The organism is Nitrosomonas sp. Nm51, assembly GCF_900111165.1.
GTDB lineage: Bacteria > Pseudomonadota > Gammaproteobacteria > Burkholderiales > Nitrosomonadaceae > Nitrosomonas.
In genome coordinates, this window is sequence record NZ_FOGH01000012.1 from 1 (window position 1) to 25,304 (window position 25,304).

Annotated in this window: 23 protein-coding genes and 1 pseudogene; 5 read left to right on the forward strand and 19 right to left on the reverse strand. The window is 48.8% G+C overall.

The window, feature by feature from the left end; all coding sequences use genetic code 11:
- Positions 1-130: 130 nt before the first annotated feature.
- The 15 genes and pseudogenes from BMY60_RS15670 to hisC all read right to left on the reverse strand — a co-directional run bounded on the left by BMY60_RS15670 (position 131) and on the right by hisC (position 9,008).
- On the reverse strand, positions 131-460 hold the full coding sequence (locus tag BMY60_RS15670; RefSeq protein WP_177166601.1) for a hypothetical protein: 330 nt from the start codon (positions 458-460) through the stop codon (positions 131-133).
- Positions 457-576 carry a cation transporter gene (locus BMY60_RS16610; RefSeq protein WP_090332170.1) on the reverse strand — a complete coding sequence of 40 codons (120 nt, stop codon included), beginning with the start codon at positions 574-576 and terminating at the stop codon, positions 457-459. The genes BMY60_RS15670 and BMY60_RS16610 overlap by 4 nt, the downstream gene beginning before the upstream one ends.
- A gap of 24 nt (positions 577-600) precedes the next feature.
- On the reverse strand, positions 601-822 hold the full coding sequence (locus tag BMY60_RS06080) for a cation transporter (RefSeq protein WP_090332172.1): 222 nt from the start codon (positions 820-822) through the stop codon (positions 601-603).
- Positions 823-939: 117 nt separating this feature from the next.
- Positions 940-1,557, reverse strand: a complete 618-nt coding sequence (locus tag BMY60_RS06085; RefSeq protein ID WP_090332173.1) for a hypothetical protein — start codon at positions 1,555-1,557, stop codon at positions 940-942.
- 132 nt (positions 1,558-1,689) lie between these two features.
- The gene (gene tatC, locus BMY60_RS06090) at positions 1,690-2,457 is read right to left on the reverse strand and encodes a twin-arginine translocase subunit TatC (RefSeq protein ID WP_090332175.1); all 768 of its coding nucleotides are present in this window, start codon (positions 2,455-2,457) and stop codon (positions 1,690-1,692) included.
- Positions 2,458-2,534: 77 nt separating this feature from the next.
- Entirely contained in the window at positions 2,535-2,930 is a 396-nt protein-coding gene (gene tatB / locus BMY60_RS06095) for a Sec-independent protein translocase protein TatB (protein WP_090332177.1), read from the reverse strand.
- Positions 2,931-3,171: 241 nt separating this feature from the next.
- Positions 3,172-3,363: pseudogene (gene tatA / locus BMY60_RS16185) on the reverse strand (Sec-independent protein translocase subunit TatA); the annotation flags it as partial.
- Positions 3,364-3,392: 29 nt separating this feature from the next.
- A complete protein-coding gene (locus BMY60_RS06105; RefSeq protein WP_090332179.1) occupies positions 3,393-3,749 on the reverse strand; it encodes a histidine triad nucleotide-binding protein in 357 nt (118 codons plus the stop codon).
- Between the two features lie 6 nt (positions 3,750-3,755).
- Positions 3,756-4,091 carry a phosphoribosyl-ATP diphosphatase gene (locus tag BMY60_RS06110; protein ID WP_090332181.1) on the reverse strand — a complete coding sequence of 112 codons (336 nt, stop codon included), beginning with the start codon at positions 4,089-4,091 and terminating at the stop codon, positions 3,756-3,758.
- Positions 4,088-4,477 (reverse strand): phosphoribosyl-AMP cyclohydrolase, encoded by a 390-nt coding sequence (hisI, locus tag BMY60_RS06115; protein ID WP_090332258.1) that lies wholly within the window; start codon positions 4,475-4,477, stop codon positions 4,088-4,090. The genes BMY60_RS06110 and hisI overlap by 4 nt, the downstream gene beginning before the upstream one ends.
- A gap of 314 nt (positions 4,478-4,791) precedes the next feature.
- On the reverse strand, positions 4,792-5,565 hold the full coding sequence (hisF, locus tag BMY60_RS06120) for an imidazole glycerol phosphate synthase subunit HisF (protein ID WP_090332182.1): 774 nt from the start codon (positions 5,563-5,565) through the stop codon (positions 4,792-4,794).
- A 66-nt stretch (positions 5,566-5,631) separates the two neighbouring features.
- Positions 5,632-6,384 (reverse strand): 1-(5-phosphoribosyl)-5-[(5-phosphoribosylamino)methylideneamino]imidazole-4-carboxamide isomerase, encoded by a 753-nt coding sequence (gene hisA, locus BMY60_RS06125; protein ID WP_090332184.1) that lies wholly within the window; start codon positions 6,382-6,384, stop codon positions 5,632-5,634.
- A gap of 232 nt (positions 6,385-6,616) precedes the next feature.
- Positions 6,617-7,261 (reverse strand): imidazole glycerol phosphate synthase subunit HisH, encoded by a 645-nt coding sequence (hisH, locus tag BMY60_RS06130; RefSeq protein ID WP_090332185.1) that lies wholly within the window; start codon positions 7,259-7,261, stop codon positions 6,617-6,619.
- A gap of 29 nt (positions 7,262-7,290) precedes the next feature.
- Positions 7,291-7,878, reverse strand: a complete 588-nt coding sequence (gene hisB, locus BMY60_RS06135) for an imidazoleglycerol-phosphate dehydratase HisB (RefSeq protein ID WP_090332187.1) — start codon at positions 7,876-7,878, stop codon at positions 7,291-7,293.
- A 50-nt stretch (positions 7,879-7,928) separates the two neighbouring features.
- On the reverse strand, positions 7,929-9,008 hold the full coding sequence (hisC, locus tag BMY60_RS06140) for a histidinol-phosphate transaminase (RefSeq protein ID WP_090332189.1): 1,080 nt from the start codon (positions 9,006-9,008) through the stop codon (positions 7,929-7,931).
- Positions 9,009-9,325: 317 nt separating this feature from the next.
- On the opposite strand from hisC, the gene BMY60_RS06145 reads away from it, so the two are divergent.
- From BMY60_RS06145 to BMY60_RS06160, 4 genes are read left to right on the forward strand one after another with little or no spacing between them, the layout of a single operon-like run.
- Positions 9,326-11,335 carry a class I SAM-dependent DNA methyltransferase gene (locus tag BMY60_RS06145; RefSeq protein ID WP_090332259.1) on the forward strand — a complete coding sequence of 670 codons (2,010 nt, stop codon included), beginning with the start codon at positions 9,326-9,328 and terminating at the stop codon, positions 11,333-11,335.
- Positions 11,332-12,552 carry a restriction endonuclease subunit S gene (locus BMY60_RS06150; RefSeq protein ID WP_090332190.1) on the forward strand — a complete coding sequence of 407 codons (1,221 nt, stop codon included), beginning with the start codon at positions 11,332-11,334 and terminating at the stop codon, positions 12,550-12,552. The genes BMY60_RS06145 and BMY60_RS06150 overlap by 4 nt, the downstream gene beginning before the upstream one ends.
- A 31-nt stretch (positions 12,553-12,583) precedes the next feature.
- Positions 12,584-12,832, forward strand: a complete 249-nt coding sequence (locus tag BMY60_RS06155) for an AbrB/MazE/SpoVT family DNA-binding domain-containing protein (RefSeq protein WP_090332261.1) — start codon at positions 12,584-12,586, stop codon at positions 12,830-12,832.
- Between the two features lie 40 nt (positions 12,833-12,872).
- The gene (locus BMY60_RS06160; RefSeq protein WP_090332192.1) at positions 12,873-16,103 is read left to right on the forward strand and encodes a type I restriction endonuclease subunit R; all 3,231 of its coding nucleotides are present in this window, start codon (positions 12,873-12,875) and stop codon (positions 16,101-16,103) included.
- Between the two features lie 151 nt (positions 16,104-16,254).
- Here BMY60_RS06160 and BMY60_RS06165 read toward each other — a convergent pair whose 3' ends face one another.
- The 3 genes from BMY60_RS06165 to mfd all read right to left on the reverse strand — a co-directional run bounded on the left by BMY60_RS06165 (position 16,255) and on the right by mfd (position 20,825).
- The gene (locus BMY60_RS06165) at positions 16,255-16,638 is read right to left on the reverse strand and encodes a hypothetical protein (RefSeq protein WP_090332194.1); all 384 of its coding nucleotides are present in this window, start codon (positions 16,636-16,638) and stop codon (positions 16,255-16,257) included.
- A 287-nt stretch (positions 16,639-16,925) separates the two neighbouring features.
- Positions 16,926-17,144, reverse strand: coding sequence for a DUF2798 domain-containing protein (locus tag BMY60_RS06170; protein WP_090332195.1), 219 nt, complete (start codon positions 17,142-17,144; stop codon positions 16,926-16,928).
- A gap of 201 nt (positions 17,145-17,345) precedes the next feature.
- Positions 17,346-20,825 (reverse strand): transcription-repair coupling factor, encoded by a 3,480-nt coding sequence (mfd, locus tag BMY60_RS06175; RefSeq protein ID WP_090332197.1) that lies wholly within the window; start codon positions 20,823-20,825, stop codon positions 17,346-17,348.
- Between the two features lie 421 nt (positions 20,826-21,246).
- On the opposite strand from mfd, the gene BMY60_RS06180 reads away from it, so the two are divergent.
- Complete coding sequence (locus tag BMY60_RS06180) at positions 21,247-22,800, forward strand: HDOD domain-containing protein (protein ID WP_090332199.1); 1,554 nt, start codon at positions 21,247-21,249, stop codon at positions 22,798-22,800.
- A 5-nt stretch (positions 22,801-22,805) separates the two neighbouring features.
- Here BMY60_RS06180 and BMY60_RS06185 read toward each other — a convergent pair whose 3' ends face one another.
- Positions 22,806-25,235 (reverse strand): Lon protease family protein, encoded by a 2,430-nt coding sequence (locus BMY60_RS06185; protein ID WP_090332200.1) that lies wholly within the window; start codon positions 25,233-25,235, stop codon positions 22,806-22,808.
- Positions 25,236-25,304 lie beyond the last annotated feature (69 nt).

Genomic DNA, 25,304 nt, shown 5'->3' on the forward strand with positions numbered 1-25,304 from the left:
ACCGGTTGCCATTCCTGGTGTTGCCGCTGCCTTTCTTTTTACCGTTGGATAGATGCGCACTACCGACACAACGACAGTACGAAACATAATTGCCGGCGCCGGCAAACCGTGCGATGTCGCCGGTCTCAAGCTAGATACGCCATGCTGGTGCCAAGCGCAACCAGTATTCCATATTGGCGCCTCCTCCACGTAGCGCTTGCCAATCCAGAACTGTACCGGTGTGGCGAGTAGTCATTGAAGCCAGCGGGGTAATACATCCAATATCATGGCCGGTAAACATGGTGCCCATCTGCATGGCCAGAGGTAGTGTAAGCACAGCGGAAATCCAGGATAAACGTAATTCGGCGCCGATATGCCGCAGGCTGTCGCGCTTTCTCCTCGGCATAGCCTTTATTGCTGATTTCACTGCGCCATAACCTGCATTTTCTACCGTGGCGGTCAGTTGATCTGCCGTTGTCAACCTGGTGTGAAATTGACTTTGGCTGTTTCAGTTGCAACATTATTGACCTGTGCTGTGACACCGGGTAGCGTATTTAATGCTTTTTCGATGTGTCCTGCGCACACTGCACAAGTCATCTTGTGTAATTGCAGCTACAATGTTTACGGGACGATTTGAAAGTCGGCTTTTTCTATGGTCTGGATGAGTGCGTCTGTCCCGATCCACCGGTCATCGTAATGAACACGTGCCTTCTCGCTGGTGAAATTGATAGCTGTCTCCACGCCGGGAAGTTTGTTCAGATTTTTTTCGATACGGGAAGCGCAGGCTGTACAGGCCATGCCGGTTATAGCAAATTCGATTTGCTTGCGCGTGGCTGTGTTCATTATTGCTGGTCAATTTATGCCCAATAAATAGGTAGGTTGTCATGGGCATTGAAATGTGTGCGTCATGCTTATCATATAGTGCATCTGATTTGGAAATCGAGTGTGAACCGATGATTTCTATTGATTGGCTTGTTGTTCCGGTATTATCATACCGTCAATTAGTTGCACATTGTCGCCGTGGTGCAAGTGAGAAACATCGGGCACACTGATAATTTGCCGACTACCGTCTTGCATCGTGACGCCGACGTGATAATGCTGCTGTACCTGGTGAGCGTGTCTGCCGGGCGTGTGATCGGTATGCGGATGTGTATCATGTTCACCGATTCTTCGTGCGATGGTTCCGGCAATGATACCGCTGGCCATGGCATTGATTGCATTACCTTGGGCGCTATTGATGAAATCAATGATGCCGCAGTTAATGCAGTTTGATCCTGATTGCGGCAGCGGTGATAATGGTGCGGATGGGGCCGCAGGGCGATGGACGATACCGGCATCGGTGCTTTTGATGCTGATGCTGTTTCTGGCACCGGAAATTGCTGTGCCTGTACGTTGTATGGACCGGGCAGGCAGGTTTAAATTGGGTTTTACGCCGGGTATGGGCACCGGCGCCTGTATAGTGGGTTGCTGTGTTATGGATTCATTGACTTCGCCGGATTGGGCCAGGGTCGTTCCACTTACAGAAATGAAAACGGCGGTCAGGACAACTTGAATCGAATTTTTTTTGCCGTATTGCATATATTTCCTTATGCTTGATTATGTTTCACATTTGGAGTCTGAAAAAATTGATTAGTTTCTGCAACGCTGAAGGTTGGCATTCAAAAAATCAGAAAGAGCAATGGCAATATCATGCGGATAGAGTACTAATTGTTATACTTTGTCGTTTTCAGACTTGTCCGACATGGCACTTTTGTCTGTTTGCCGGCTTTTTTTTATCGTATACGCGGCAATGATAATGCCAACCTCATAAAGCAGGCAAAGCGGAACTGCCAGCATAAATTGGGAAATAACATCGGGCGGGGTGATTATGGCTGCAATGACAAATGATCCGACGATGACATAAGGACGGATTTCTTTTAGTTTTTCAATCGTGATAAAACCGGTCTTAACGAGAACCATTACGACAACAGGTACTTCAAACGTTATGCCGAATGCCATAAACATGGATAAGACAAAATTGAGATATTTGTTGATGTCTGTCATTACAGCGACGCCTTCCGGTGCAAAATAAGTAATGAACTCAAACACCAAGGGTAAAGCAGCAAAATAAGCGAACGACATGCCTAAAAAGAATAACAGGCTGCCGGCAATAACCAGCGGCAGCGCAAGACGCTTTTCATGTGCGTAAAGGCCGGGAGCAATAAAAGCCCAGACCTGATACAGTGTATGTGGCAAAGTAATGACAAAGGCGAGCATCATCGCGACTTTCATTGGTACAAAAAAGGGTGTTGCGACATCGGTGGCGATCATCTGTCCACCCTGAGGCAACTTTTCTAGCAGTGGTTGCGCCAGCATGGTATACAGTTCCCGGGCATAAAAGGCGCATGGTATAAAACCGATAAGCAGTCCGCCCAGTATGCGGATCAGCCGGGTGCGCAGTTCAACTAGGTGCGATAAGAGCGAGCCTTCAACAGTCATGGTTGATTTAACCGCGGGGTATGGAAGATTGAATATGCATGAGATAGGCGCGAACCAAAAATATGGACTACGCCAGGCTAAGGTGAAGCCTGGTCGTGATCTGATGATTTCTGGCGGGGTTCTGAGGCGGTTGTTTCCGTATCGGCGCCGGATTTCGAATAGGTATCATCGGAGTGTGGCAGCGCTGCATTTTCCCCTGGTTCGGATCCGGCCATCGATTTGACTTCGTGTATTTCCTTGCGTACGGAATCTTCGATTGATTGCACGGTTTCCTGCATGGTGTGATGCATTTGTTTCAGTTCTTCCATGCGCATTTCATTGTGAATATCCGTCCTGACGCTGTAAACAAACTGCCGGCACCGGCTGATCAAGTGACCCAATGTCCGGGCTACCTGTGGTAGCCGCTCCGGACCTACGACTATCAATGCAATGATTGATATGATCAGGATTTCAAAGAAGCTGATATCAAACATATTACTGTTGTCAATGTTCGGACATACCTAAATTACCGATGCAGGGCAATATTTCGTACCCCGCATATAAATTTCATCGCATCGTCTGACACTGCAATTCGAGTTATGTTTTGGACTGCGGGTTTTCTTTGGAAGTGCTGCTTGAGGCCTGATGATGGTTGCTGTCAGATTTTTGTTCGTCTGGCTTATTTGCATTCTGAGCTGTTCCCGTACCAAATGCACCCATATCTTTAGGCTCGTCGTCGAATGTCAGGCTGTCATGCTTTGAAGTCTGGGAAGCATTTTTTTCAGTATCTGTTTCCCTCATGCCCTCTTTAAAACTTTTAATGGCACTGCCGAGATCGCCGCCAAGATTGCGTAGTTTTTTTGTGCCGAAAACCAGAACAACGATAATTAATACAACAATCCAATGCCAAATACTGAATGTGCCCATTTCTGCCTCCTGTGTTCTATCGAACAATACTAGCTTTTTTGCATCATGGCGGGCAGACGCTCCTTACTGCCGATAATATGGATATGCAAATGAAATACTTCCTGACCGCCTACCCGGCCAGTATTGATAATTGTGCGAAAACCATCGATACAACCCTGTTCTTTCGCAAGCGCTGGTGCTAATAATAGCATTTTTCCGAGTATCGCCTGGTGCGTTTTTTCACACACCATGAGTGATGCAATATGGATTCTGGGTATAATCAGAAAATGCACCGGTGCTGCCGGATTAATATCATTGAATGCGATAAGATCGTCATCTTCATAAATGATCTGGGCCGGAATTTCGTTGCGCAGGATTTTGCAGAATATACAGTTGTCATTTTCCATCGTGTGTTATCCTTTATCGCCAACGTTGCGCGCGGCTTTTTCAGTGATGCCGGAAACACCTTCGCGTCTTTCCAGTTCCTTCAGTACGTCTTCCGGCGTCAATCCATGATACGCCAGCAGGATCAGACAGTGAAACCAGAGGTCCGCCGTTTCGCGGACAACGTGTTGTGCATCACCATCTTTAGATGCCATTAACGTTTCTGCAGATTCTTCGGCGATTTTTTTAAGTATGTTGTCATGTCCGCTTTGCAGCAATTTTGCCACATATGAACTGCCAGCATCAGCCTGTTTGCGCATTTCAATAATTTCTGACAAACGGTGCAGTATGGTCGGTTGCATCATTTTTTATAGATCGTGTCCGGGTTTTTAAGAATAGGTGAGGTGGTGACCCAGTGTTTATTGTCGAGTTTTCTGAAAAAACAGTGATGCCTGCCGGTATGGCAGGCAATGCCGCCCTTCTGTTCTACACGCAACAGCACAACATCGCCGTCGCAATCAAGACGGATGTCCTTTACTTTTTGCGTGTGGCCTGATTCTTCACCTTTATGCCAGAGTTTTTGGCGGGAACGGGACCAGTAGACAGCTTCACCTTTTTCAACTGTTAATTTCAGTGCCTCGCGGTTCATCCAGGCAACCATTAAGACTGTTCCGCCTTCGGTTTCCTGCGCAATTACCGGTACCAGCCCGTCATCAGACCAGTTGATTTCACTTAGCCATGTCGAAGTCATTATCTCTATACAGCGAAAATAAAATGTTTGTGCATCTTCTGGCGCGCAATCCATAAGATATTGTCAGGTCAGGTACAGCGTCACTGCATGGCGTTATCACAGTACGCGCCAGCGGGTGTTTTCCCTTTTCAAGTATTATAGCGCGATTGCAGGGCACCACGGTAGCGCCCTGTGGCTGAGTTTGTCAGCGGCTATGGATGTATTGTGCGCGTTGCGCCTTTAGGGCAATAGAACGATTTCCTGCAAGGCGTGTCTTGTCATGTACACTGACAGGTTGACTGAACCCGTCAATATCACATGGATAGAGTACCGCATTACAGACGGACTTCGATACCGTTTTCAGCCATACGCTGTTTGGCCTGATTGATGCTGAATTCGCCATAGTGAAAGATACTGGCGGCCAGCACCGCATCCGCATGGCCGTTCAGAATGCCGTCAACCAGATGATCCAGATTGCCGACACCGCCGCTGGCAATGACGGGAATGTCGATTGCATCCGAGACTGCACGCGTTAACGCTATGTCAAAACCATTGCGTGTGCCGTCTCTGTCCATGCTGGTCAGCAAAATTTCTCCGGCACCTAATGATTGCATTTTTTGCGCCCAGTGAATTACTTCAATCCCCGTTGGTGTCCGGCCTCCATGTGTAAAAACTTCCCAGCGCAGTTCATGATTTTCTGTGTTAACGCGTTTGGCATCAATTGCAACCACAATGCATTGGGCGCCAAAGTGGCCCGTAGCGTCTGAGACCAGTTGCGGATTGAGAACAGCCGACGTATTGATGCTGACTTTGTCTGCCCCGGCGTTTAGCAGTCTGCGCACGTCCTCGACTTTACGGACGCCGCCACCGACAGTCAGCGGTATAAAAACCTGTGATGCAACATCTTCAATAATATGCAGAATCAGATCGCGATTGTCCGAACTGGCGGTAATATCGAGAAACGTTAATTCATCTGCGCCCTGCTCATCATAGCGGCGTGCGATTTCAACCGGGTCGCCTGCGTCACGTAATTCGACAAAGTTAACGCCTTTTACGACGCGCCCGTTCGTTACATCGAGGCAGGGAATAATGCGTTTGGCTAGGCCCATGTATTTAACCGCCTGAAGTGAAAAAAATGGGAAAGTACATGCCTACGAATAAGAAACGCGGTCTCATTAAAAACCGGCGTTATTATGTAGTTCGTCAGCCAGTGTTTGCGCTGCTTTAAAATCCAGTGTGCCTTCATAGATTGCGCGCCCCGTAATTGCGCCCATGACACCTTCGGTTTCAATCGAACACAATGTCCGCACATCTTCCAGATCAGTAATACCGCCGCTGGCGATGACAGGAATGGTCAGCTTGCTGGCAAGATCGACAGTCGCTTTGATATTAACGCCATTGAGCATGCCGTCCCGTCCGATGTCGGTGTAGATAATGGCTTCAACGCCGTAATCTTCAAATTTTAAGGCCAGATCAATTACATCATGACCGGTTACTTTGGACCATCCATCAACAGCCACTTTTCCATCTTTCGCGTCAAGCCCAACCAGAATATGACCTGGAAACGCATTACAGGCATCATGCAAAAAGCCGGGAATCTTTACAGCTGCCGTACCGATGATGATATAGCTTACCCCTTCGTCAAGATAGCTTTCGATTGTATCCAGATCGCGTATCCCGCCACCCAGCTGAATCGGGATTTGATTGTCAATAGCCTGTACGATTTCGCGAATAGCACTTTTGTTTTTAGGTTTGCCGGCAAACGCGCCGTTCAAATCGACCAGGTGCAACCGCCGTGCGCCCTGATCCAGCCAGTGTGCCGCCATTTCTCCCGGATTTTCCGAAAAGACAGTAGCGTCTTCCATGACGCCTTGCTTCAGACGAACGCAGTGTCCATCCTTGAGATCGATTGCAGGAATTATCAACATACCAAATTCAGTCAGAGTTGAGTTGTTAAATCGAATTAGGAGCCGCGAATAAATAAGTGTGACAATCGGACGCGTCTGGCGGGATGCAATGCAAGGCGGGAGGATCAGTCATAGCACAAGCCATGGCGACGGCGAACAACGCCGCAGTGTACCCGCCAGATGCGATCCAGGTGTTACAGTTATTTATGAACGACTCCTTAGTCTGTGCCAGCATGAGCGAATGCGCGAGGTCTTAGATGTCGGGCGACCATCTCGAAAAGTTGCGCAGCAGCGTTAATCCCGCGTGATCGCTCTTTTCAGGATGGAACTGTACCGCGAAAATGTTATCTTTGGCAACCGCACAGGTGAACGCGAAAGGGTAGCGGCTTTGTGCGGCGATAATGGCGGTATCCGGTGTTTCTACATAATAGCTGTGGACAAAATAAAACCGTGCGTTGTCGGCGATACCCTTCCAGAGGGGGTGAACATGCGTGTGGAATACCTGATTCCAACCCATGTGCGGTACTTTAAGTTTCTGTCCGTCCGGCATTGTCATGGCTTCTGCCGGAAAATGCACGACTTTTCCGGGAAGAATATGCAGTCCCTCGACATGACCTTCTTCGCTTTCTTCAAACAGCATTTGCAGGCCAATGCAAATGCCGAGAAACGGTTTATTTCGTGCCGCCTTTACGACTGCATCATGCAGTCCGTGTGTGTTCAGTGCGTGCATGCAATTTGGCATCGCGCCCTGTCCTGGTACCACAACCCGTTCAGCCTGGCTGACGATAAACGGATCGCTTGTTACGGTAACAGCGGCATCGGGTGCGACATGTTCGAGCGCTTTATGGACGGAACGCAGGTTCCCCATGCCATAATCAACTACTGCTATATCGGTCATTTCTGGAAAAAGAGGTGGGTGAGATCAGCTTATAGCATGCCTTTGGTTGATGGGATGACGTCTGCGGCTTTCTGGTCATATTCAAGCGCCATGCGCAGCGCACGGCCGAATGCTTTGAAGATGGTTTCGGCCTGATGATGCGCGTTTTTTCCGGTTAGATTATCGATGTGCAAGGTAACCAGCGCATGGTTGACGAACCCTTGAAAAAACTCACTGATCAGGTCAACATCAAAATCGCCGATGCGGGCGCGTACGAATTCGGCGTTCAGTGTCAGGCCGGGACGCCCGGACAAATCAATGACTACACGCGATAACGCCTCATCAAGCGGTACATAGGCGTGGCCATAGCGACGGATGCCTTTTTTGTCGCCGAGTGCTTTGGTGAAAGCCTGGCCAAGCGTGATGCCGATGTCTTCCACGGTGTGATGCGCGTCAATATGCAGATCGCCTTTGGCTGTAATGTCAATATCCAGCATGCCGTGGCGCGCGATCTGGTCGAGCATGTGTTCAAGAAAAGGTATGCCTGTATTCATGGCGGCGCTGCCTTTGCCGTCCAGATTCAGGCTGACCGTAATCTGAGTTTCCAGTGTGTTACGTGTGACTTGGGCCTGACGCATAGATCGATAAGGCTTTTAAGGCGGGTGGCGCGGACTGGCTGAATCTGAGTTTATTCACTTAATAACGTTTCTAATGCCGTAACAAATTGTGTGTTTTCCTCTGCTGTGCCAATTGTGACACGCAGGCAATTATCCAACAAGGCGTGCGTGCGATCAAGATTTTTAATTAAAATACCTCGCTGTTTAAGTTTCCGGAAGATGCCGGTCGCATTATCTACGCGGAACAGGATGAAATTGGCATCGGAAGGAAATACCTCAAGTGTTTTCAGCGTGGTCAGTCGGGCAAACATTCTGGCGCGTTCGGTTTTGATCTGTTCAGCCTGATCCAGCAGTACATCCATGTGACACAGTACACTTTGTGTCACGCATTGCGTCAGCACACTGACATTATACGGCAGGCGCAGTTTTTCAAATTCGGTCAACCAGGCCGGACGGCCGATGAGCAGACCCAGCCGCAATCCCGCCAGCCCAAGCTTGGACAGCGTGCGCATCAGCAGCAGATTGGGATAATCAGTCAGTTTGTCCATAACGCTGGCGCCGGCAAATGCATGATACGCTTCATCGATGACTACAATTCCGGGTGTGGCCTCAATGATTTTCAGAATAGCTTGCTCGTCAAATAAATTGCCGGTTGGATTGTTGGGGTATGCGAGAAAAATGACGGCGGGTTGATGGCGTGCGATGGCGTCCAGCGTGGCGTCGAGGTCAAGTGCAAAATCCGCAGTCAATGGCACGCCGGTGTACTGCATATTGGCAAATGTCGCAATCATACGGAACATGACAAACGCGGGCTCGACACTCAACACAATGGCGCCGGGCCGGGCCGCCGCCATGGCGATAATCTGGATGATTTCATCGGAGCCGTTCCCAAGCATGACATCCATTTGATCCGGAATCGTCAGTGCCTCGCGCAGCGCCGCTTTCAAATCGGCCGCGTTCGGGTCGGGGTAGCGGTTGATCGGCGCGCCGGCTGCAAGGCTTGAAATTTCATTTTGTAAAGCCTGCGGTAATGCGTACGGATTTTCCATGGCATCGAGTTTGACCATGCCGGTTGCGGGCGGGACGTGGTAGGCTTTCAGTGCGAGGATTTCAGGGCGGATAATATCAGATGGTTTGTGTGAATAAGACATCAGAGCTTTTTTTAGTGTGATCTGTGCTTTATGAATGCGGCGTTAAGTTTCGTTTCGCAAGTCAGGAAGGTATTCGATTCTGTCCAGACGTGCCATGATTCTGTCGATGAACGCCCGGGCTTGACTTGTTTGATATCATCAGCCATTGAAAAAAACACGGCCGCGAGTATGGCGCGTATGCCGAAGGTACTCCAAAAACAGATTCCTGCTGCTTGCTTTCATTGTTTACATTTTTTGACATCATGAGCGGGAAGTTTAGCATTAGCGGATAAAAAAAACAGGGTATCTGCACAATGCGCAGATATGATAACGATCAAATGACGCAACTGGAACATATTGAAACCATCGAAAAACGGCTGTGGCGCGGCGCGGACAATCTGCGCGCCAACAGCAATTACGCCAGTAACGAGTATTTTCTGCCGGTGATGGGGCTGATTTTTCTGCGCCATGCGTACAGCCGCTATCTGCAGGTCAAACCCGGTATCGAAGCTTCGCTGCCGCGCCGCGGCGGGCAGACGCGGCCTTTGACGAAGGAAGACTTTTCCAGCAAGAGCGCGATCTATCTGAAACCGCAAGCGCAATTCGACACGCTGGTAAGCCTCAAGGACAGCGACGACCGGGCGCAGGCGGTGATCAACGCGATGGAAGCAATCGAGTCGGATTACGACACGCTGAAAGGCATTCTGCCCAAAAGCGAATATCAGGAACTCGACAACGATGTGCTCGGCAGTCTGCTGCGCACGTTCAACGATCCGGCGCTGAAAAAAGCAACCGGCGATATCTTCGGGCGCATTTATGAATATTTCCTGACCCAGTTTGCCAACCAGAGCGCGCATGACGGCGGTGAGTTTTTTACCCCGGTATCCATCGTGCAGATGATCGTCAACGTCATCGAACCCGATCACGGCACGGTGATCGACCCCGCCTGCGGATCGGGCGGCATGTTTGTGCAAAGCGCGCACTTTATCGAAAAACTGCACAAAAACCCGCAGGAGGCCGCCACTTTCTACGGCCAGGAGAAAAACCCGACTACCATTCGCCTCGCCAAAATGAACCTCGCCGTGCATGGCCTGGAAGGCAACATCCAGAAAGGCATCACCTACTACGAAGACCAGCACGAGCTGTGCGGCAGGGCCGACTTCGTCATGGCCAACCCGCCGTTCAACGTCGACGATGTCGACGCCGAAAAAATCAAGAACGATCCGCGCCTGCCGTTCGGTCTGCCGAGCGTCAACAAGAAGGGTGCAGTCTCCAACGGCAACTATCTGTGGATTTCGTACTTTTACAGCTATCTGAACCCGGCAGGGCGTGCCGGGTTTGTGATGTCGTCGCAGGCGTCGAGCGCGGGCGGTCAGGAGGCCGAAGTGCGGCGCAAACTGGTGGAATCCGGCGACGTCGATGTCATGATCGCGATCCGTTCGAACTTCTTTTATACGCGTTCGGTGCCGTGCGAACTGTGGTTCTTCAACCGCAACAAACCCGCGCAGTTGAAAGACAAAGTGCTGATGCTCGACGCGCGCAATGTTTTCCGCAAGGTTACGCGCAAGATTTATGACTTTTCGCCGGAACAGCTCGCCAATCTGACGGCGATCATCTGGCTGCATCGCGGTGAGCAGCAGCGCTTTCTCACACGGGTTGCAAGCTATCTGCAAACCACGCTCGATGAGGCGCAACAATCTATTCCGGCCATCGAGAATTTTATTAGTGCGCTGCAAAGCCTGACCGGCAAACTGGACACCATCGACGAAGAAACCCGGCAGGCCATCGGTCTGTTCAAAACCGACCGCAAAGCGTTTGAAATGAGCATAACCGGTCAATCCAATGTCTGGGCCAAAGCACCGCGCGATAATGTAGGGTTGTTGCAGGCCGCCAAAGACCTGGAACCGCTCGCCGAAACTAGCCGCGATTTACTCAAGCAAATCGACCAGCTCTATAAATTCGTTGATAAGCATGTCAAGGACAGCAATGAACGCGGTCTGAACCGGCTGCTCAACGCACTCGACGACTTGCGTAAAGAAGCGGTGGAACAGCTCAAGCAGGTGCGCTATACCTTCAAGCAGGCGCGCTGGTTGCAGGAGCGTTTTCCCGAAGCACAACTTCGTGATGTCGAGGGGTTGGTCAAACTCGTGACCATAGACGAAATCAAAGTCAACGATTGGAGCCTCACGCCGGGGCGCTATGTTGGCGTCGCACCCGAACCGGAAGACGAGGACTTCGACTTCGAGGAAACGCTTCGTGATATTCATATCGAACTGAAAGGGTTGAATGAGGAAGCGGCGATTCTGGCTGCTCAGATTCAGAAGAATTTTGAGGAGTTGGGGGTGTGAGTTGGACTGAAAGAAGTATTGGGGAAATATCAAAAATTGTAACAAAAGGTACAACACCATCTACTTATGGAATGCCTTTTACAGAAAATGGCGTCAACTTCATCAAAGCTGAAGCGCTAAATGGTGATGTGACTTTAGACCGTAGTGGATTCACATTTGTCGATGATGAGACACATGAAAAACTTAAAAGGTCACAGTTGATCGAGAACGATGTTCTGATAACAATTGCCGGAGCAAATGTTGGTAAATGCGGTTTTGTTCGACAGTCAGATGTTCCAGCCAATGCTAACCAAGCGGTGGGTATTATAAGAGTGAAGTCGGATGAAGTTAATCCACGCTATATTTATTATCACTTCAAGAAACCTGCAACTTTTGCAATGTGTCAAGGAATTGGTGGTGGTCAAGCAGCACAACCAAATATCAATTTGACCGTGCTTAAGAATTTTAAGGTTAACCTGCCAGATGTTCAGTATCAAAATAAAGTTGTCGAAATTATTGAAGCCTACGACGGCCTCATCGAAAATAACAAGCGCCGGATTGCGTTACTGGAAGAATCCGCACGACAGCTCTACAAGGAATGGTTTGTCCGTTTCCGCTACCCCGGCCATGAGCATGTCAAGATCGTTGATGGTGTGCCGGAGGGGTGGGAAAAAATAGATATAGGAAATCTTGCTAGTTTTTTAAGCAGAGGGATGACGCCAAAGTACGATGATGAAGGTGAATTTATAGTCATAAATCAGAAGTGCATAAGAAATAGACTGTTATCTTTTAATCTTGTACGTCGGCAAGATAAAGAAGTCGACGAGAAGAAGTTGATTCGGTATGGAGATGTACTAATTAATTCAACTGGCACAGGAACCCTTGGGCGTGTTGCCCAATGTTGGACGAATCCAAATAAGTGCACAGTTGATACCCACGTCACTATTGTGCGCCCTAAAGACAATGTAGATAAGTTATGGTTTGGTTATTCGTTAATGGAACTAGAATGTCGTTTTGAAGATATGGGAGAGGGTGCTACAAATCAAAAGGAACTTAAAAAATCGTTAGTATCTGCTTTAAGTGTAGTACTGCCTCCCAAAATAATCACAAAACAATTTGAAGATATTATTACTAACATCACAAATCAAATTGTTGTATTAAGCGATCAAAATAATAACCTTACTCGTGCCCGCGACCTCCTCCTCCCCAAACTTATGAACGGAGAAATTGCCGTCTGATGAAATTTTTATCAGAAAAAAGGAAAAGAAAATGGCATTGACAACATTAACATCGAAAGGGCGGGTGACGATTCCGAAACAAATCAGGGAATCGTTGAATTTGAAAACAGGCGATAAAATTGAAATCGTTGTTACCGAAAAAGGAGAGGCGATTATCCGGCCGGTTTCAAGGAAAGTGGATGACGTTTTCTGTATGTTGCATCAGGCTGACAGAAAAGCTGTCTCAGTCAAAGCCATGAACGATGCTGTCAATAAACACATGAAAGTCAGATATCAATAAACAGAACCTGTATGCATTCTCAGCGAATAAAACCTCTCTAATGAGTCCCCTGAATGAAGACACGCTGGTACAGCAAACCACCGCCGATTATCTTGAAACACAGCTCGGTTGGGACAGCGTGTTTGCGTATAACAGCGAAACCTTTGGTACTGAAGGTACATTAGGGCGGCAGTCGGACAAGGATGTGGTGCTGACCCGTTATCTGAATGAAGCGCTGGTAAAGCTGAATCCCGGCCTGCCCGGTGCGGCGTATCAGGACGCACTGCGCCAGATGGTTGACGCGCCGGTGACGCAAAATACCTTGCAGATCAACCGCGAGCAGTATGAGCGGGTTAAAAACGGCGTGCTGGTGCAATACCGCAACAGCAAGGGCGAGCTGGAAAAGAAACGCCTGAAAGTGTTTGACTTCGAGAAGCCGGAAAACAATCACTTCCTGTGCGTGCGTGAACTATGGGTGCGCGGCGACATTTACCGCCGCCGCGCGGATATTGTCGGCTTTGTCAACGGCCTGCCGCTGTTGTTCATCGAATGCAAGACGCTGCACAAAGACATCCGTCACGCGTTTGAAAAAAACCTGTGCGATTACAAAGACACCGTGCCGCATCTGTTTCACCACAATGCGCTGATTATTCTGGCCAATGGCGTCGATGCCAGAATCGGTTCAGTTTCAAGCCGCTTTGAGCATTTCAATGACTGGAAGCGGCTGGCCGAAGACGAGCCCGGCGTGGTGGATATGGAAACCCTGCTCAAAGGCGTGTGCAACAAGCGCAATTTTATCGATCTGTTAGAGAATTTCATTGTATTCGACGAAAGCAGGGAAAAGATGGTCAAGATTGTTGCGCGCAATCACCAGTATCTCGGCGTAAACCGCGCTATCGATGCCGTGAAGCACAGAAAAGAACGTAACGGCAGGCTCGGCGTTTTCTGGCATACGCAGGGCTCGGGAAAATCGTATTCGATGGTGTTCTTCACCCGCAAGATTCACCGACGGCTGGGCAGCAATTTTACCTTTCTGATCTGCACCGACCGTGACGATCTCGATGGACAGATTTATAAAACCTATGCCGGTTGCGGCCTGGTCGACAATGACCGCGACCCGTGCCGCGCGGGATCGGGTGATAATCTAAAAGAATTGCTGAGCCACCAGCACAAGGCGTATGTGTTTACGCTGGTGCAGAAATTCAATCAGGATGTTAATCCGGACGACCCCTATTCAGACCGTGACGATGTGATCGTCATCACCGATGAAGCGCACCGCACGCAGTATGGCCGCTTATCATTAAATCTGCGCAATGCGTTACCCAAGGCGAGTTATATCGGTTTTACCGGCACGCCGTTGTTCAAGGACGACGAAATCACCCGGCGCGTATTTGGTGAATATGTCTCGACCTATGATTTTCAACGTGCAGTGGAAGACAACGCCACCGTGCCACTGTATTACGACGCGCGCGGCGAGAAACTCGGTATCGCCACCAGCGAACTGAACGAGCGTATTGCCGAGAAGCTCGAGGAAATCGAGATCGACGATATCGATACCGCCACCCGGCTGGAAAACGAACTCAAGCGCGATTATCACCTGATCACCGCAGAAAGCCGCTTGCAGCAAATCGCCGAAGATTTTGTCACGCATTACAGCACTCAGTGGGAAACCGGCAAGGTCATGCTGGTCTGCATCGACAAAGTCACCTGCGTGCGCATGCATGGATTGATTCTGGCGTGCTGGAACCAGCGCATCGTCGAACTTGAACAGCAGCTGGAAGCTGTGGATGAACAGGCAGCTGCAGATTTGTCGCGCCAGATCGACTGGATGCGGGGGACGCGCATGGCGGTGGTGGTCAGTGAAGAACAGGGCGAAGTGGACAAGTTCCGCAAATGGAACCTGGAGATCACCCCGCACCGTAAACTGATCAAGCAAGGGTTTGAAACCGGTGACGGCAAGCGCATCGATATCGAGACCGCGTTCAAGAAAGAAGACCATCCGTTCCGGGTGGCGATTGTCTGTGCCATGTGGTTGACCGGCTTTGACGTGCCCAGCCTGTCGACGCTGTATCTCGACAAACCGCTGAAAGCGCATACGCTGATGCAGGCCATCGCGCGCGCCAACCGCGTGCATGAAGGCAAGAATAACGGGCTGATCGTCGATTACTGCGGCATCCTGAAGAATCTGCGCAAGGCGCTGGCGACATTCGCCGGGCATCAGGGCGCGGGTATGACTGATGGCGGCGGCATTCCGCCGGAGATTGATCCGGTGCGTCCTGAAGAAGAATTGCTCGCAGACCTTGAAGAAGCCATTGACAGCGTCAGGGCATTTTTACAGGCGCAGGGTTTCAGGCTTGAAGACGTGCTGGAGAAAACAGGCTTTGACCGCAACAGGGCCATTGTTGACGCCAGGGAGGCGGTCAATCAGAACGATGAAACCCGCAAGCGCTTTGAAATCATCTGCCGTGAAGTGTTCAAGAAATTCAGGGCGTGCCTGACCATCAAGGACATTAACCGGTATCGGCATGCTTACGACGCCGTCAACATCATTTACAAAAAACTGCAGGAAGGCGTTGAAAAAGCAGACATCTCAAACATCATATGCGAACTGCACCGCATCATTGAAGGAAACATTGAACCGGTAACCTCCGATAATGAACCTGGCATTAGAGAAGACCGGGCGCTGTACGATATCAGCCGGATCAACTTTGAACGGCTAAAGAAAGAATTCGAACGCGCCCGCGCCAAGAACACGATTGTTCACGATCTGAAGATGGCAATTGAAAAGAAGCTGTTCAGAATGATGCAACAGAATCCCACCCGAATCGATTTTCAGAAACATTTTGAGCAGATCATCGAAGCCTATAACCGTGAGAAAAACCGCGCCACCATCGAACAGACATTTGAAGACATGATGCGTTTTGCAGAGAACCTTGATGAGGAAGGCAGGCGCGCTGGCCGGGAAAAGCTTGACGAAGAATCACTGGCATTGTTCGATCTGCTGTTCAAGCCTGATTTATCCCGGCAGGAAATTGACCGGCTGAAGCAGGTAGCGACCGGCCTGTACCAGACCCTGCAGGCGCAACTGGCGCAGATTCAGGATTTTGCCGCCAAGCAGAGTACGCGCGATGAAGTCAAGATATTCATCAAGAATTATTTATGGGATAACCGCACCGGACTGCCGGCAAGCTTTCAAAATAATGAGATCGAGGAAAAGGCCGACGTAGTGTTTGCGCATGTGCTGATACGTGAGAAGCATCATCAATCAACGCAGAATAATGCGCTGCGTTGAACAGGAGAGAGCTGAACAAATACCGTCAATTTGTATCATTGAAATGACCCCGGTTTTCCTGGCAATAGCGTGACAATATAGCCTGCGCAGATAATAAAAGACCCACCTGAGCGGGTCTTTTATTATCTATGATTATCTAAGCGCTAGCCGCTCAGCTTTTGGTGTTGCCAGAATCAGCAAAAACCGGTTTGTCTCCTTGTTTTTCAGCCATTTTCTTGTGATAGGCAGCTTTTTCCATATTTTCTACCGCGGCTTTTTCATATTCGTGAATTTTATATTTCACATGTTTTTTAATATCCTGACCGTGCTTGCCGAAATAGCTGCTGCGTGATTTATGTTTGAGCGCATCGATCTGTTCATCGATTTTTGCCAGCATCTCGTTGGCCTGCGCCTCATAGTAATGTACTAGCGCATCATGATCGACATGATTGGTTTTAATATCCTGTCCTGCCGCAATCGCGTTCACTGGTAAAGCAAAAAATACCACCGCAGCAACGATTGCAATGTTTATATTTTGCAAAATTCCGGTTTTCATGGCTGCGCTCCTTTAATTAACGTCATCATGGTAGAAATTCTAGTTAATTCAGGATGGCAAGTATATTGGGGATGCCATTATTTTAACCTAAGTGAAACCATTAAAAGCCGAAGTCCGGGGTAAACACGCCGTATGGTCGTGTAGTCTGCTCGTTCCATGAAGATCAGATACGTTCAAATTTTTCAGCTAAAACGCCAACAGGTTTTTAAATCTTTTCTATGTTCAAGCGTATAGCGCACCCCAGGGTCCGGATCGGCTCAACCCAACTTAACTCAGCTGTAACGGAATTATGGTTTTGTATCGGAATTGCCAGTGGTGCTATTTGGCCTTGTCACGATAGTTTCGGCAGTGCGCTTTAAAAATGGCGAGATTAGCAGCAACAAGCCAAAGCCTACCGGAAAAGCAATGCTCCAGGAACGCAGCCATTCTTCCACATAATTGCTTGAAAAACCGGGATTGACCGCAGTTACGGTCGCCGAAACACACCCGGTCACAACGCCGGACATCGTTAGACTGTAAATCAGGTGCAGCAGAACTTTTTGTTTCGTGTTGCATGACTATCGCTACAAACAGATCTGATGCATTTCTATGGATACTGGTCTATTTCTCTTTTGAAACCCCGGGCGAAACGCCAAACCGTTTCTCCAGTGCAAAATGCCGGATTGCTCAATCACACGGTGCGCTGTTTTTTTGCATGCTGGCGTCAGTCAGTTTTCGGCAGCCGCATTGCCTGTATTCAATGATTGCATCAAACGCTGAATCCGTAAAACCCTTTTTTTGACTTCAGGTATTTGCACCTGGACTTTAAGCCGGTCCGGTCCGGCGAGGGAATATTCACGGCCGCTTTGAATCAACTGGATAATTCTGGCGGGATCAACCGGCGGCTCGGGTGTGAACTGTATTTGTATGCTTTCAGCGCTGGCGTCAATGCGGATAATGCCGAGCGGTTTTGCGGCAATGCGCAGGCGGTGGCAGTCGAGCAGAGCCCTGGCTGGATCGGGCAGCAGTCCAAAGCGGTCGATCAACTCGCTTTGAATATCGTCGAGCTGTTCGTTGTCGGCGCAATTGGCCATGCGTTTGTACAGGACAAGACGCTCGTGAATGTCGTGACAATAATTTTCCGGGAGCAGGGCGGGGGCATGCAGGTTGATTTCGGTTGCAACCCCGAGGGGGTGTTCCATGTCGGGTTCATGACCCTGTTTCAGCGACTGAATGGCGGTGTCGAGCATGGCGCTGTACAGGCTGAAACCGACTTCCTGCATTTCGCCGCTTTGCGATTCGCTCAACACCGCACCCGCCCCGCGGATTTCCAGATCATGCATGGCCAGATAAAAGCCTGATCCCAATTCTTCCATTGCCTGAATTGCTTCCAGACGTTTCTTGGCCTGGGCGCTGAGCGTCTGCATATCGGGTGTTAGCAGATAAGCGTAAGCCTGATGATGAGAACGCCCTACGCGTCCGCGCAGTTGATGCAGTTGCGCCAGTCCGAATTTGTTGGCGTTGTTGATGATAATGGTGTTGGCGCTGGGCACGTCAATACCGGTTTCGATAATGGTGGTGCATAACAGGACATTAAAACGCTGCTGGTAAAAATCGCGCATCACATGCTCCAGTTCACGTTCGCGCATCTGGCCATGGGCAATCTGTATACGCGCTTCGGGCAGCAGATCGACAAGTTTGTCATGCATATACCGAATGGTATTGACTTCATTATGCAGAAAGTAAATCTGCCCGCCGCGTTTGAGTTCCCGCAGACATGCTTCGCGAATAAGCGCCATGGAAAAATTACTGACAAATGTTTTGATTGCCAGTCGGCGCTGCGGTGCAGTTGCAATGATGGAGAAATCACGCAGACCCTCCAGCGACATCGCCAAAGTACGTGGAATCGGAGTGGCTGTCAGTGTCAGTACATCGACTTCAGCGCGCAGTTTTTTGAGTTGTTCTTTCTGGCGCACGCCAAAACGGTGCTCTTCATCGATGATCACCAGACCCAGGTTTTTGAATTTGACGCTTTTCTGTATCAGTTTGTGCGTGCCGATGACGATATCGATCTGGCTGCGTGCAAGTGCCTCCAGGGTTTGCGTTTGTTCCTTGGTCGACCGGAACCGTGAGAGTTCTGCTATTTTTACCGGCCATTGATCAGCGATCAGGCCGAAACGGTCGGAAAAATTCTGAAAGTGTTGTTCGGCCAACAGCGTGGTGGGTACCAGAACTGCAACCTGTTTGCCGTCAGCCACAGTCACAAAAGCCGCGCGCAACGCGACTTCGGTTTTGCCAAACCCAACATCGCCGCAGACCAGCCTATCCATTGGTTTTTCTGACTTTAAATCCGCAAGGACAGCATGAATGGCAGCAGCCTGGTCCGCGGTTTCTTCGAAGCCGAAACCTTCCGTAAACGCTTCATATTCATGTTGATTGAACTTGAATGCGTGCCCCCGCCTTGCAGCGCGTTGCGCATACAAGTTAAGCAGTTCGGCAGCGGTATCGCGTACCTGCTGCATGGCTTTACGCTTGGCTTTGTCCCATTGACTGCTGCCCAGTTTATGCAATGGCGCCGATTCCGGTGATGCGCCGCTGTAGCGGCCGATCAAATACAACTGTGAAACAGGCACGTATAACTTATCACCGCCCTCATATTCCAGTGAGAGAAATTCGCTGAGGCTGCCATTCTCATCTTCGGCGAGATCCATGCTGACCAGTCCCAAATAGCGGCCGATGCCATGCTGTTCATGAACAACCGGATCGCCGGGCTTGATTTCGGACAGGTCGCGCAAAATATTATCGGCCGCGGTGGTTTTGCGTGATTCTCTTTCGCGGCGCCCGGGAACATGTGATGCAACATATAATTCGCTTTCGGTAATAAAAGCGAACCTTTCTGTATCGTGAATAAACCCGTTGTACAGCGGTGCTACGCAGAGCATAAAGGGCTGCGGGCTTGAGAGAAATTGGGCGTAGTTCTCACACAACAGCGGATAAAGGTTATGCTGGTTAAAATATTCTGCGATCAATTCTCGCCGGCCTTTGCTCTCGGCAACCACCAGCACACGTCCGCCGCTGCTGGTGTAATCGTCGGCAAAGGCAGTCAACTGCGCCAATGGATTATCTGCGTAACGGTTGACGGCGATCGGCGGTAATGGAGAAGTTGCAAGTGGTTCGGCTTTTTTGCTTTCTGCCTCTGGCAGTATTTCGATGCGGGCGTAGGATTTCAATCTGCCGAAAAACGTATCGGCGGATAAAAACAGTTCTTCGGGGGGAAGTAATGGCCGGTCGAGATCAGCCCGCAGCAATTGATAGCGGGACTGGGTGTCGTGCCAGAACTCATCGAGTACCGGTCGCACGTCCTGATGGAGGCAGAGTACTGTTTCCTGCGGCAAATAATCAAACAATGTGGCGGTCTGGTCGAAAAACAGGGGCAGGTAGTATTCGATACCGGCCGGTGCGATACCCTTGCTGACATCCTTGTAAATCTGCCTTTTGGTTGGATCGCCCTCAAATTTTTCACGGAATTTGCTGCGAAAACATGTCCGGCCGGCCTCGTCCAAAGGAAATTCGCGTGCAGGCAGCAGGCGTATTTCGTTGACTGGATAAATACTTCGCTGGGTGTCTACGTCAAAAGTGCGGATGCTGTCGATTTCATTATCCAGCAGATCGATACGATAGGGTATGGCGCTGCCCATTGGAAACAGGTCGATCAGCCCGCCCCGTATACTATATTCGCCAGGCGAGAATACCTGCGTAACGTGTGAATAACCTGCCATGGTCATCTGGCTGCGCAATGCGTCAATATTCAGTACATCATTTTTCTGGAGAAAGAATGAGTGCGCAGCCAGATATTCGCGCGGCAAAATGCGGTACAACGCTGTCGTTAACGGCGCGATCAGAACATCACAGGATTTGTTCATGATCTGATAGAGCGTTGCCAGCCGTTCTGAAACCAGGTCATGATGCGGTGAGAATGTATCGTAAGGCAGTGTTTCCCAGTCGGCCAGCAAGTGAATCTGTAATTCAGGATTGAAAAACGGTATTTCCTCCAGTAAACGCTGTGCTTCGCGTGCACTGGCTGTGATAATGGCTAATGGCTTTGTCTGCTGCGCGAGTTGTGCCAGTACGAATGAATCGCTTGATCCTGCATAACTGCAATAACGTAAAACTTTTCCGGGGGAAGGGCGTGTAAACGGGTTAGACATACAATGCAATAATTATCCGGGGCTCATCGCGAAGGCACAAACACATATAATAAAACGATGACGCTATGGCGTTTTATTATATGTCATTTTGCAACACGGTTACTGTTTCAAGTTGTCTGCATGTTTAAACGTTAGGGGTACTCAGACAAAATTTTCGAATAAAATTGCGGTTTTGACAAATTTTTCGCTTAATTATTGCTTTTTCTGCCGTAAATAACTATTAATGTGTGCATTAACAGGACGGTATCGAGCCGATGGGTTGGTCACGGTCTTGGTAAGCAAATTTCCAGACGAGTGATTATAGTGTATTTTCACTTGATATTAATCGACTTGTAAAGCGATCACGCGATGTGTTGACTGAAAAAGATACAGTCAGATTGATCAATAAAAACAGTGATGAACTTAATTCCAATACGCCCTGATGAATACCTCAAATGAAAATGAAGTGATACCAATCAAGGACAAACTGATTGACCTGATCCAGAACGATCCCGATTTGCCGACGCTTGGCAATGCTATATCCGAAGTGATTCAATTGACTTCTTCAGACGAGCAGTCATTGGAACAATTGAGCAATTTCATTTTGTTGGATCCGTCGCTGACATTGAAAATCCTTCGATTGTCCAATTCAATTACGTATCGTTCATCGGCAATGGCCGTCACCAGTATTTCGGCTGCGATTCAGTTACTGGGGTTGAATACGATTAAAGCCTGTGCACTGGCTATGATTATGGTCGACAGGATGCCGCACAAACATGCCAAAGCCGTGCGCACAGAATTGATGCTGGCACTGTCGGCCAGTCTGATCGGACGCAGTCTTGCTAAACGCAGTGCTTATCCAAACGCGGATGAAGTGACGATTGCTGCGCTGTTTAGAAATATAGGACGGCTCATTGTGGCCGCTTATGATGACCGTCTGTATCATGAGACGATGGCGCTGGCCAGAGAAAAGGAATATACGGAAGCACGTGCTTCTTTACAGAAGCTCGGCTGCACCTTTCACTGGTTAACAGAGTATGCGCTGCGCAAATGGAATATTCCGGATTCGATCATTCAGGCCATGAAGCTGTTGCCGGGTAAATTTCTTAAATCCCCTAAAAACCGGAATGAATGGATGCAGCAGGTGACTGAACTCAGTAATCATGCAGCGTTAATGGCTGCACCAGATACTACAGCTATCCAAGTACCGTCAACCGATGATTTGTTAAGCCGCTTTGGTAAAGCGCTGCATCTCGATGCTGCCAGATTAAAAGCCCTGGTCGAAGAATCTTCAGGACAGATTCAGAATGTCTGCAGTCAGATTTCAAGCCTGCAGGTTGATGATAGAATAGAGGAAAAATCATGTTACAGTGAAACTGAAGCTGACTCGGAAACTGAGTTTTCAAACTGTCGGGTTTTCGATACCGAAACAGTACAGCAGACAGAAGACTGTCAAAGAAGCGGCAAACCTTATAATGCGGCTGACCGGTTGTTAACGGGTATTCAGGAAGTTTCAGAAATGCTTGCTTCCAGTCAGTTTAATCTCAGTTCCTTAATGATGCTGGTGCTGGAAACATACTACAACAGTCTGGGTTTTAAATTTGTCACCATTTGTCTGAAAGATGTTAAAACCAATCAGTTCCGGGCAAGAAATTCTCTTGGATTTAATCACGAAAAAGTCCGCGATAATTTTGTTTTTCCGGATATTAAATCCAGCGATTTATTCAGTATGGCCATAAAACGAAATGTCGATTTGTCCATTTCCGATGCAACAGAACCCAAAATCCGTAATGCGTTGCCGGACTGGCACACAACACTACTACCGCATACCAAGAGTTTTATTCTGTTGCCATTGGTTGTTCAGCAAGACAAACCAGTCGGCTTGATTTATGCGGATCGATCGGTCATTGCGCATGAAGGCATCACGACAAACGAAATGCGATTGATTAAATCGCTGAAAGCACAGGTGCTGGTAGCGCTGCACGATAAAAGATGAATGATTCAAGTCGTATCCGGCCTGGAATGAAACGTCTGGCAGGCAAAGCGAAAATCGATGAGCGTTTTTTCGGCACGGCCCAGGACTGTTTTGGCAGAATATTTTTTTATTTTTCTTTTTTGCGATATTCCGGAAGGAACGCCGGTCAGTAATTCGAGACCTTCTGTTACATGCTGCATGGTGTAAATATGGAACAGATTTTGTTCAACGGCTTCAATGACATCATGGTTGAGCATCAAATGTCTTTTGTTACGGTGCGGAATCAAAACCCCGTGTTCACCATTTAAACCACTTCTTGCGCAGATATTGAAAAAACCTTCAATCTTGTCATTGATACCGCCGACAGGGAGAACTTCGCCGTATTGGTTTAATGCGCCGGTTATTGCGATGCTTTGTTTAACCGGAATGCGGGATAATGAAGAAAGCAGTGCATAAAACTCGGCGCAAGATGCTGAGTCACCTTCAATGCCTGTGTATTCCTGTTCAAAAACGATGGATGCGTTCAATGCAAGCGGCGCTATATGTGCAAACAAAGCGGATAAGTAGTTATGTAGTATCAATACGCCTTTATCATGAATCGGTCCGGACATGTCAACTTCGTGTGCAATATTCGACAGCCCGTTTTCTCCGGCAAAGGTGCGTGCGGTTACGCGTACCGGTGCGCCAAAACAGTAGTCGCCCATTTCAATCAGGGTAATCGCGTTCAACTGGCCAATTTTTTGGCCGTCCAGAGCGATCAGTATGTCGCCATCGGTAATAGCTTCCTGCAGCCACTGGTCCGGTGCATTATGACGAACGGCGCGTGTCTGCAGCGCGGCCGCCACATCGGCAGTTTCCACTAATTTTTCTCCACGGGCCTTACACTGTGCCGCACTTTCCAGAACAAGCATTTCCATGCGCGCAAATATTGCGCTCTGTCGCGTCTGGTCATCGACTGCACGGTGCGATTCCTCCAGCAGACGAGCCACTGCGGCAGCGGAAAAATGTGGCAGTTTTTTTGACTGGCATATATGCGTTACAAAAACGGAAGATGCGTGATAAGTTTCCGGATTTGATTTGAAACTGTCGGTAAAATCGACTTTTACACGAAAACGGCGAATGAACTCCGGGTCTTCATATTGCAGATAGTAATAATCTTCACGTGATCCGATTAAAACAATTTTAATACTGATATCCACAGCTTCCGGATCAATTGAAACGGGGATATTTGCTGCGAATGTGGATGCCGATTCTCCAATCTGCAGCCGTTTGCTGCGTAGCAAACGCCGCAGCCTGGTCCAGAGCATCGGATCTGACAATAGATCGCTTAAATGCAGCATAATGAATCCGCCATGCGCTTTATGCAGACTGCCGGCCCGGATATGCATGAAATCGGTTTTAACTTTACCTTCTTCAAACTGGTAGTCTATGTTGCCAAACAGTGAATGGATGTGTGGATTATCTTCAACAATGACCGGTGCGCCTTTAAGTCCGGAATTGTCCACTGCCAGATTAATCTGGTAGCAGGATAATATTTCGTCCAGTGTGTCGGGTTGTTCCGGGCCGGTGGCAGGGTCCATTTCAATGGACGCCGATTCAAACAGGGACAGGTTATCCAGAATATCCTGTATAACCTGTTCCAGAAAAAGCGTTAGCCGTCTGTTTTTCTTGAGTGCAGAATGTAGTTTATTACGCAGGCTGTTAAAACGTTGATCGAGAATCGGTTGAATATTATTGCGCTTGAGTGATGCAAGCGCGTTTTTTTTATCATTCTCAACGCGTTTGATTGCTTCAAAATACCTGGTAATCTCGGCATGTAATTCCTGTTCGGTCTGATCTATTTTGGCCCGTTGTGTTTTCGGCAGTTTAAAAAGTTCGTCTTCGGTCAGAATTTTTCCTTTGTTATCGCGCATCGTGAACACGATTTGTTCGGTTTCACGACGAATGGAAAAATTTCTCTCTTCTGCATACGCATCCAGATGCGTATAGAGTTCTGTTTCAGCTGTCTTGAATTTTTTCAACAGGCGGTCCTGTTTGATTTTAAAATCCCGGCCATTCAGGCAAAGTGTTATTTCATCAAACAGTGTTGCCGTCAATTTTTCCAGAGAGTTGCGCAGCAAACGCCCCTGTCCGGCGGGTGTGCGCAAAGCAACAGGTTTTTCGGGTGTAGTGAAGTTGTAGAGATAACATAAATCCGGGGGAACAGCACTTTTCTCTGCGGTCTCGATCATTGCCTGCAGTAATAATGAAGACCGTCCGCTGCCCACTTCGCCAAGGACAAACAGGTGGTAATCAGGCAATTGCATAGCCAGCCCGAAACTTGCGGCGGTTTTTGCGCGTTCCTGACCAATCCATGAAAGGGGGAACTGCAATAACGCTGAAGTGTCTTTAAATCCAAGCGCTTCCGGGTCAATATTGATGCGCAGCTCGGTAGATTTCAGGAGAATTGCCGGCATATGTTAATAGATACCTCTAAATATATTCGCAGAATTACCGTAATTTTATCAACCGATTATGGCCGTGCT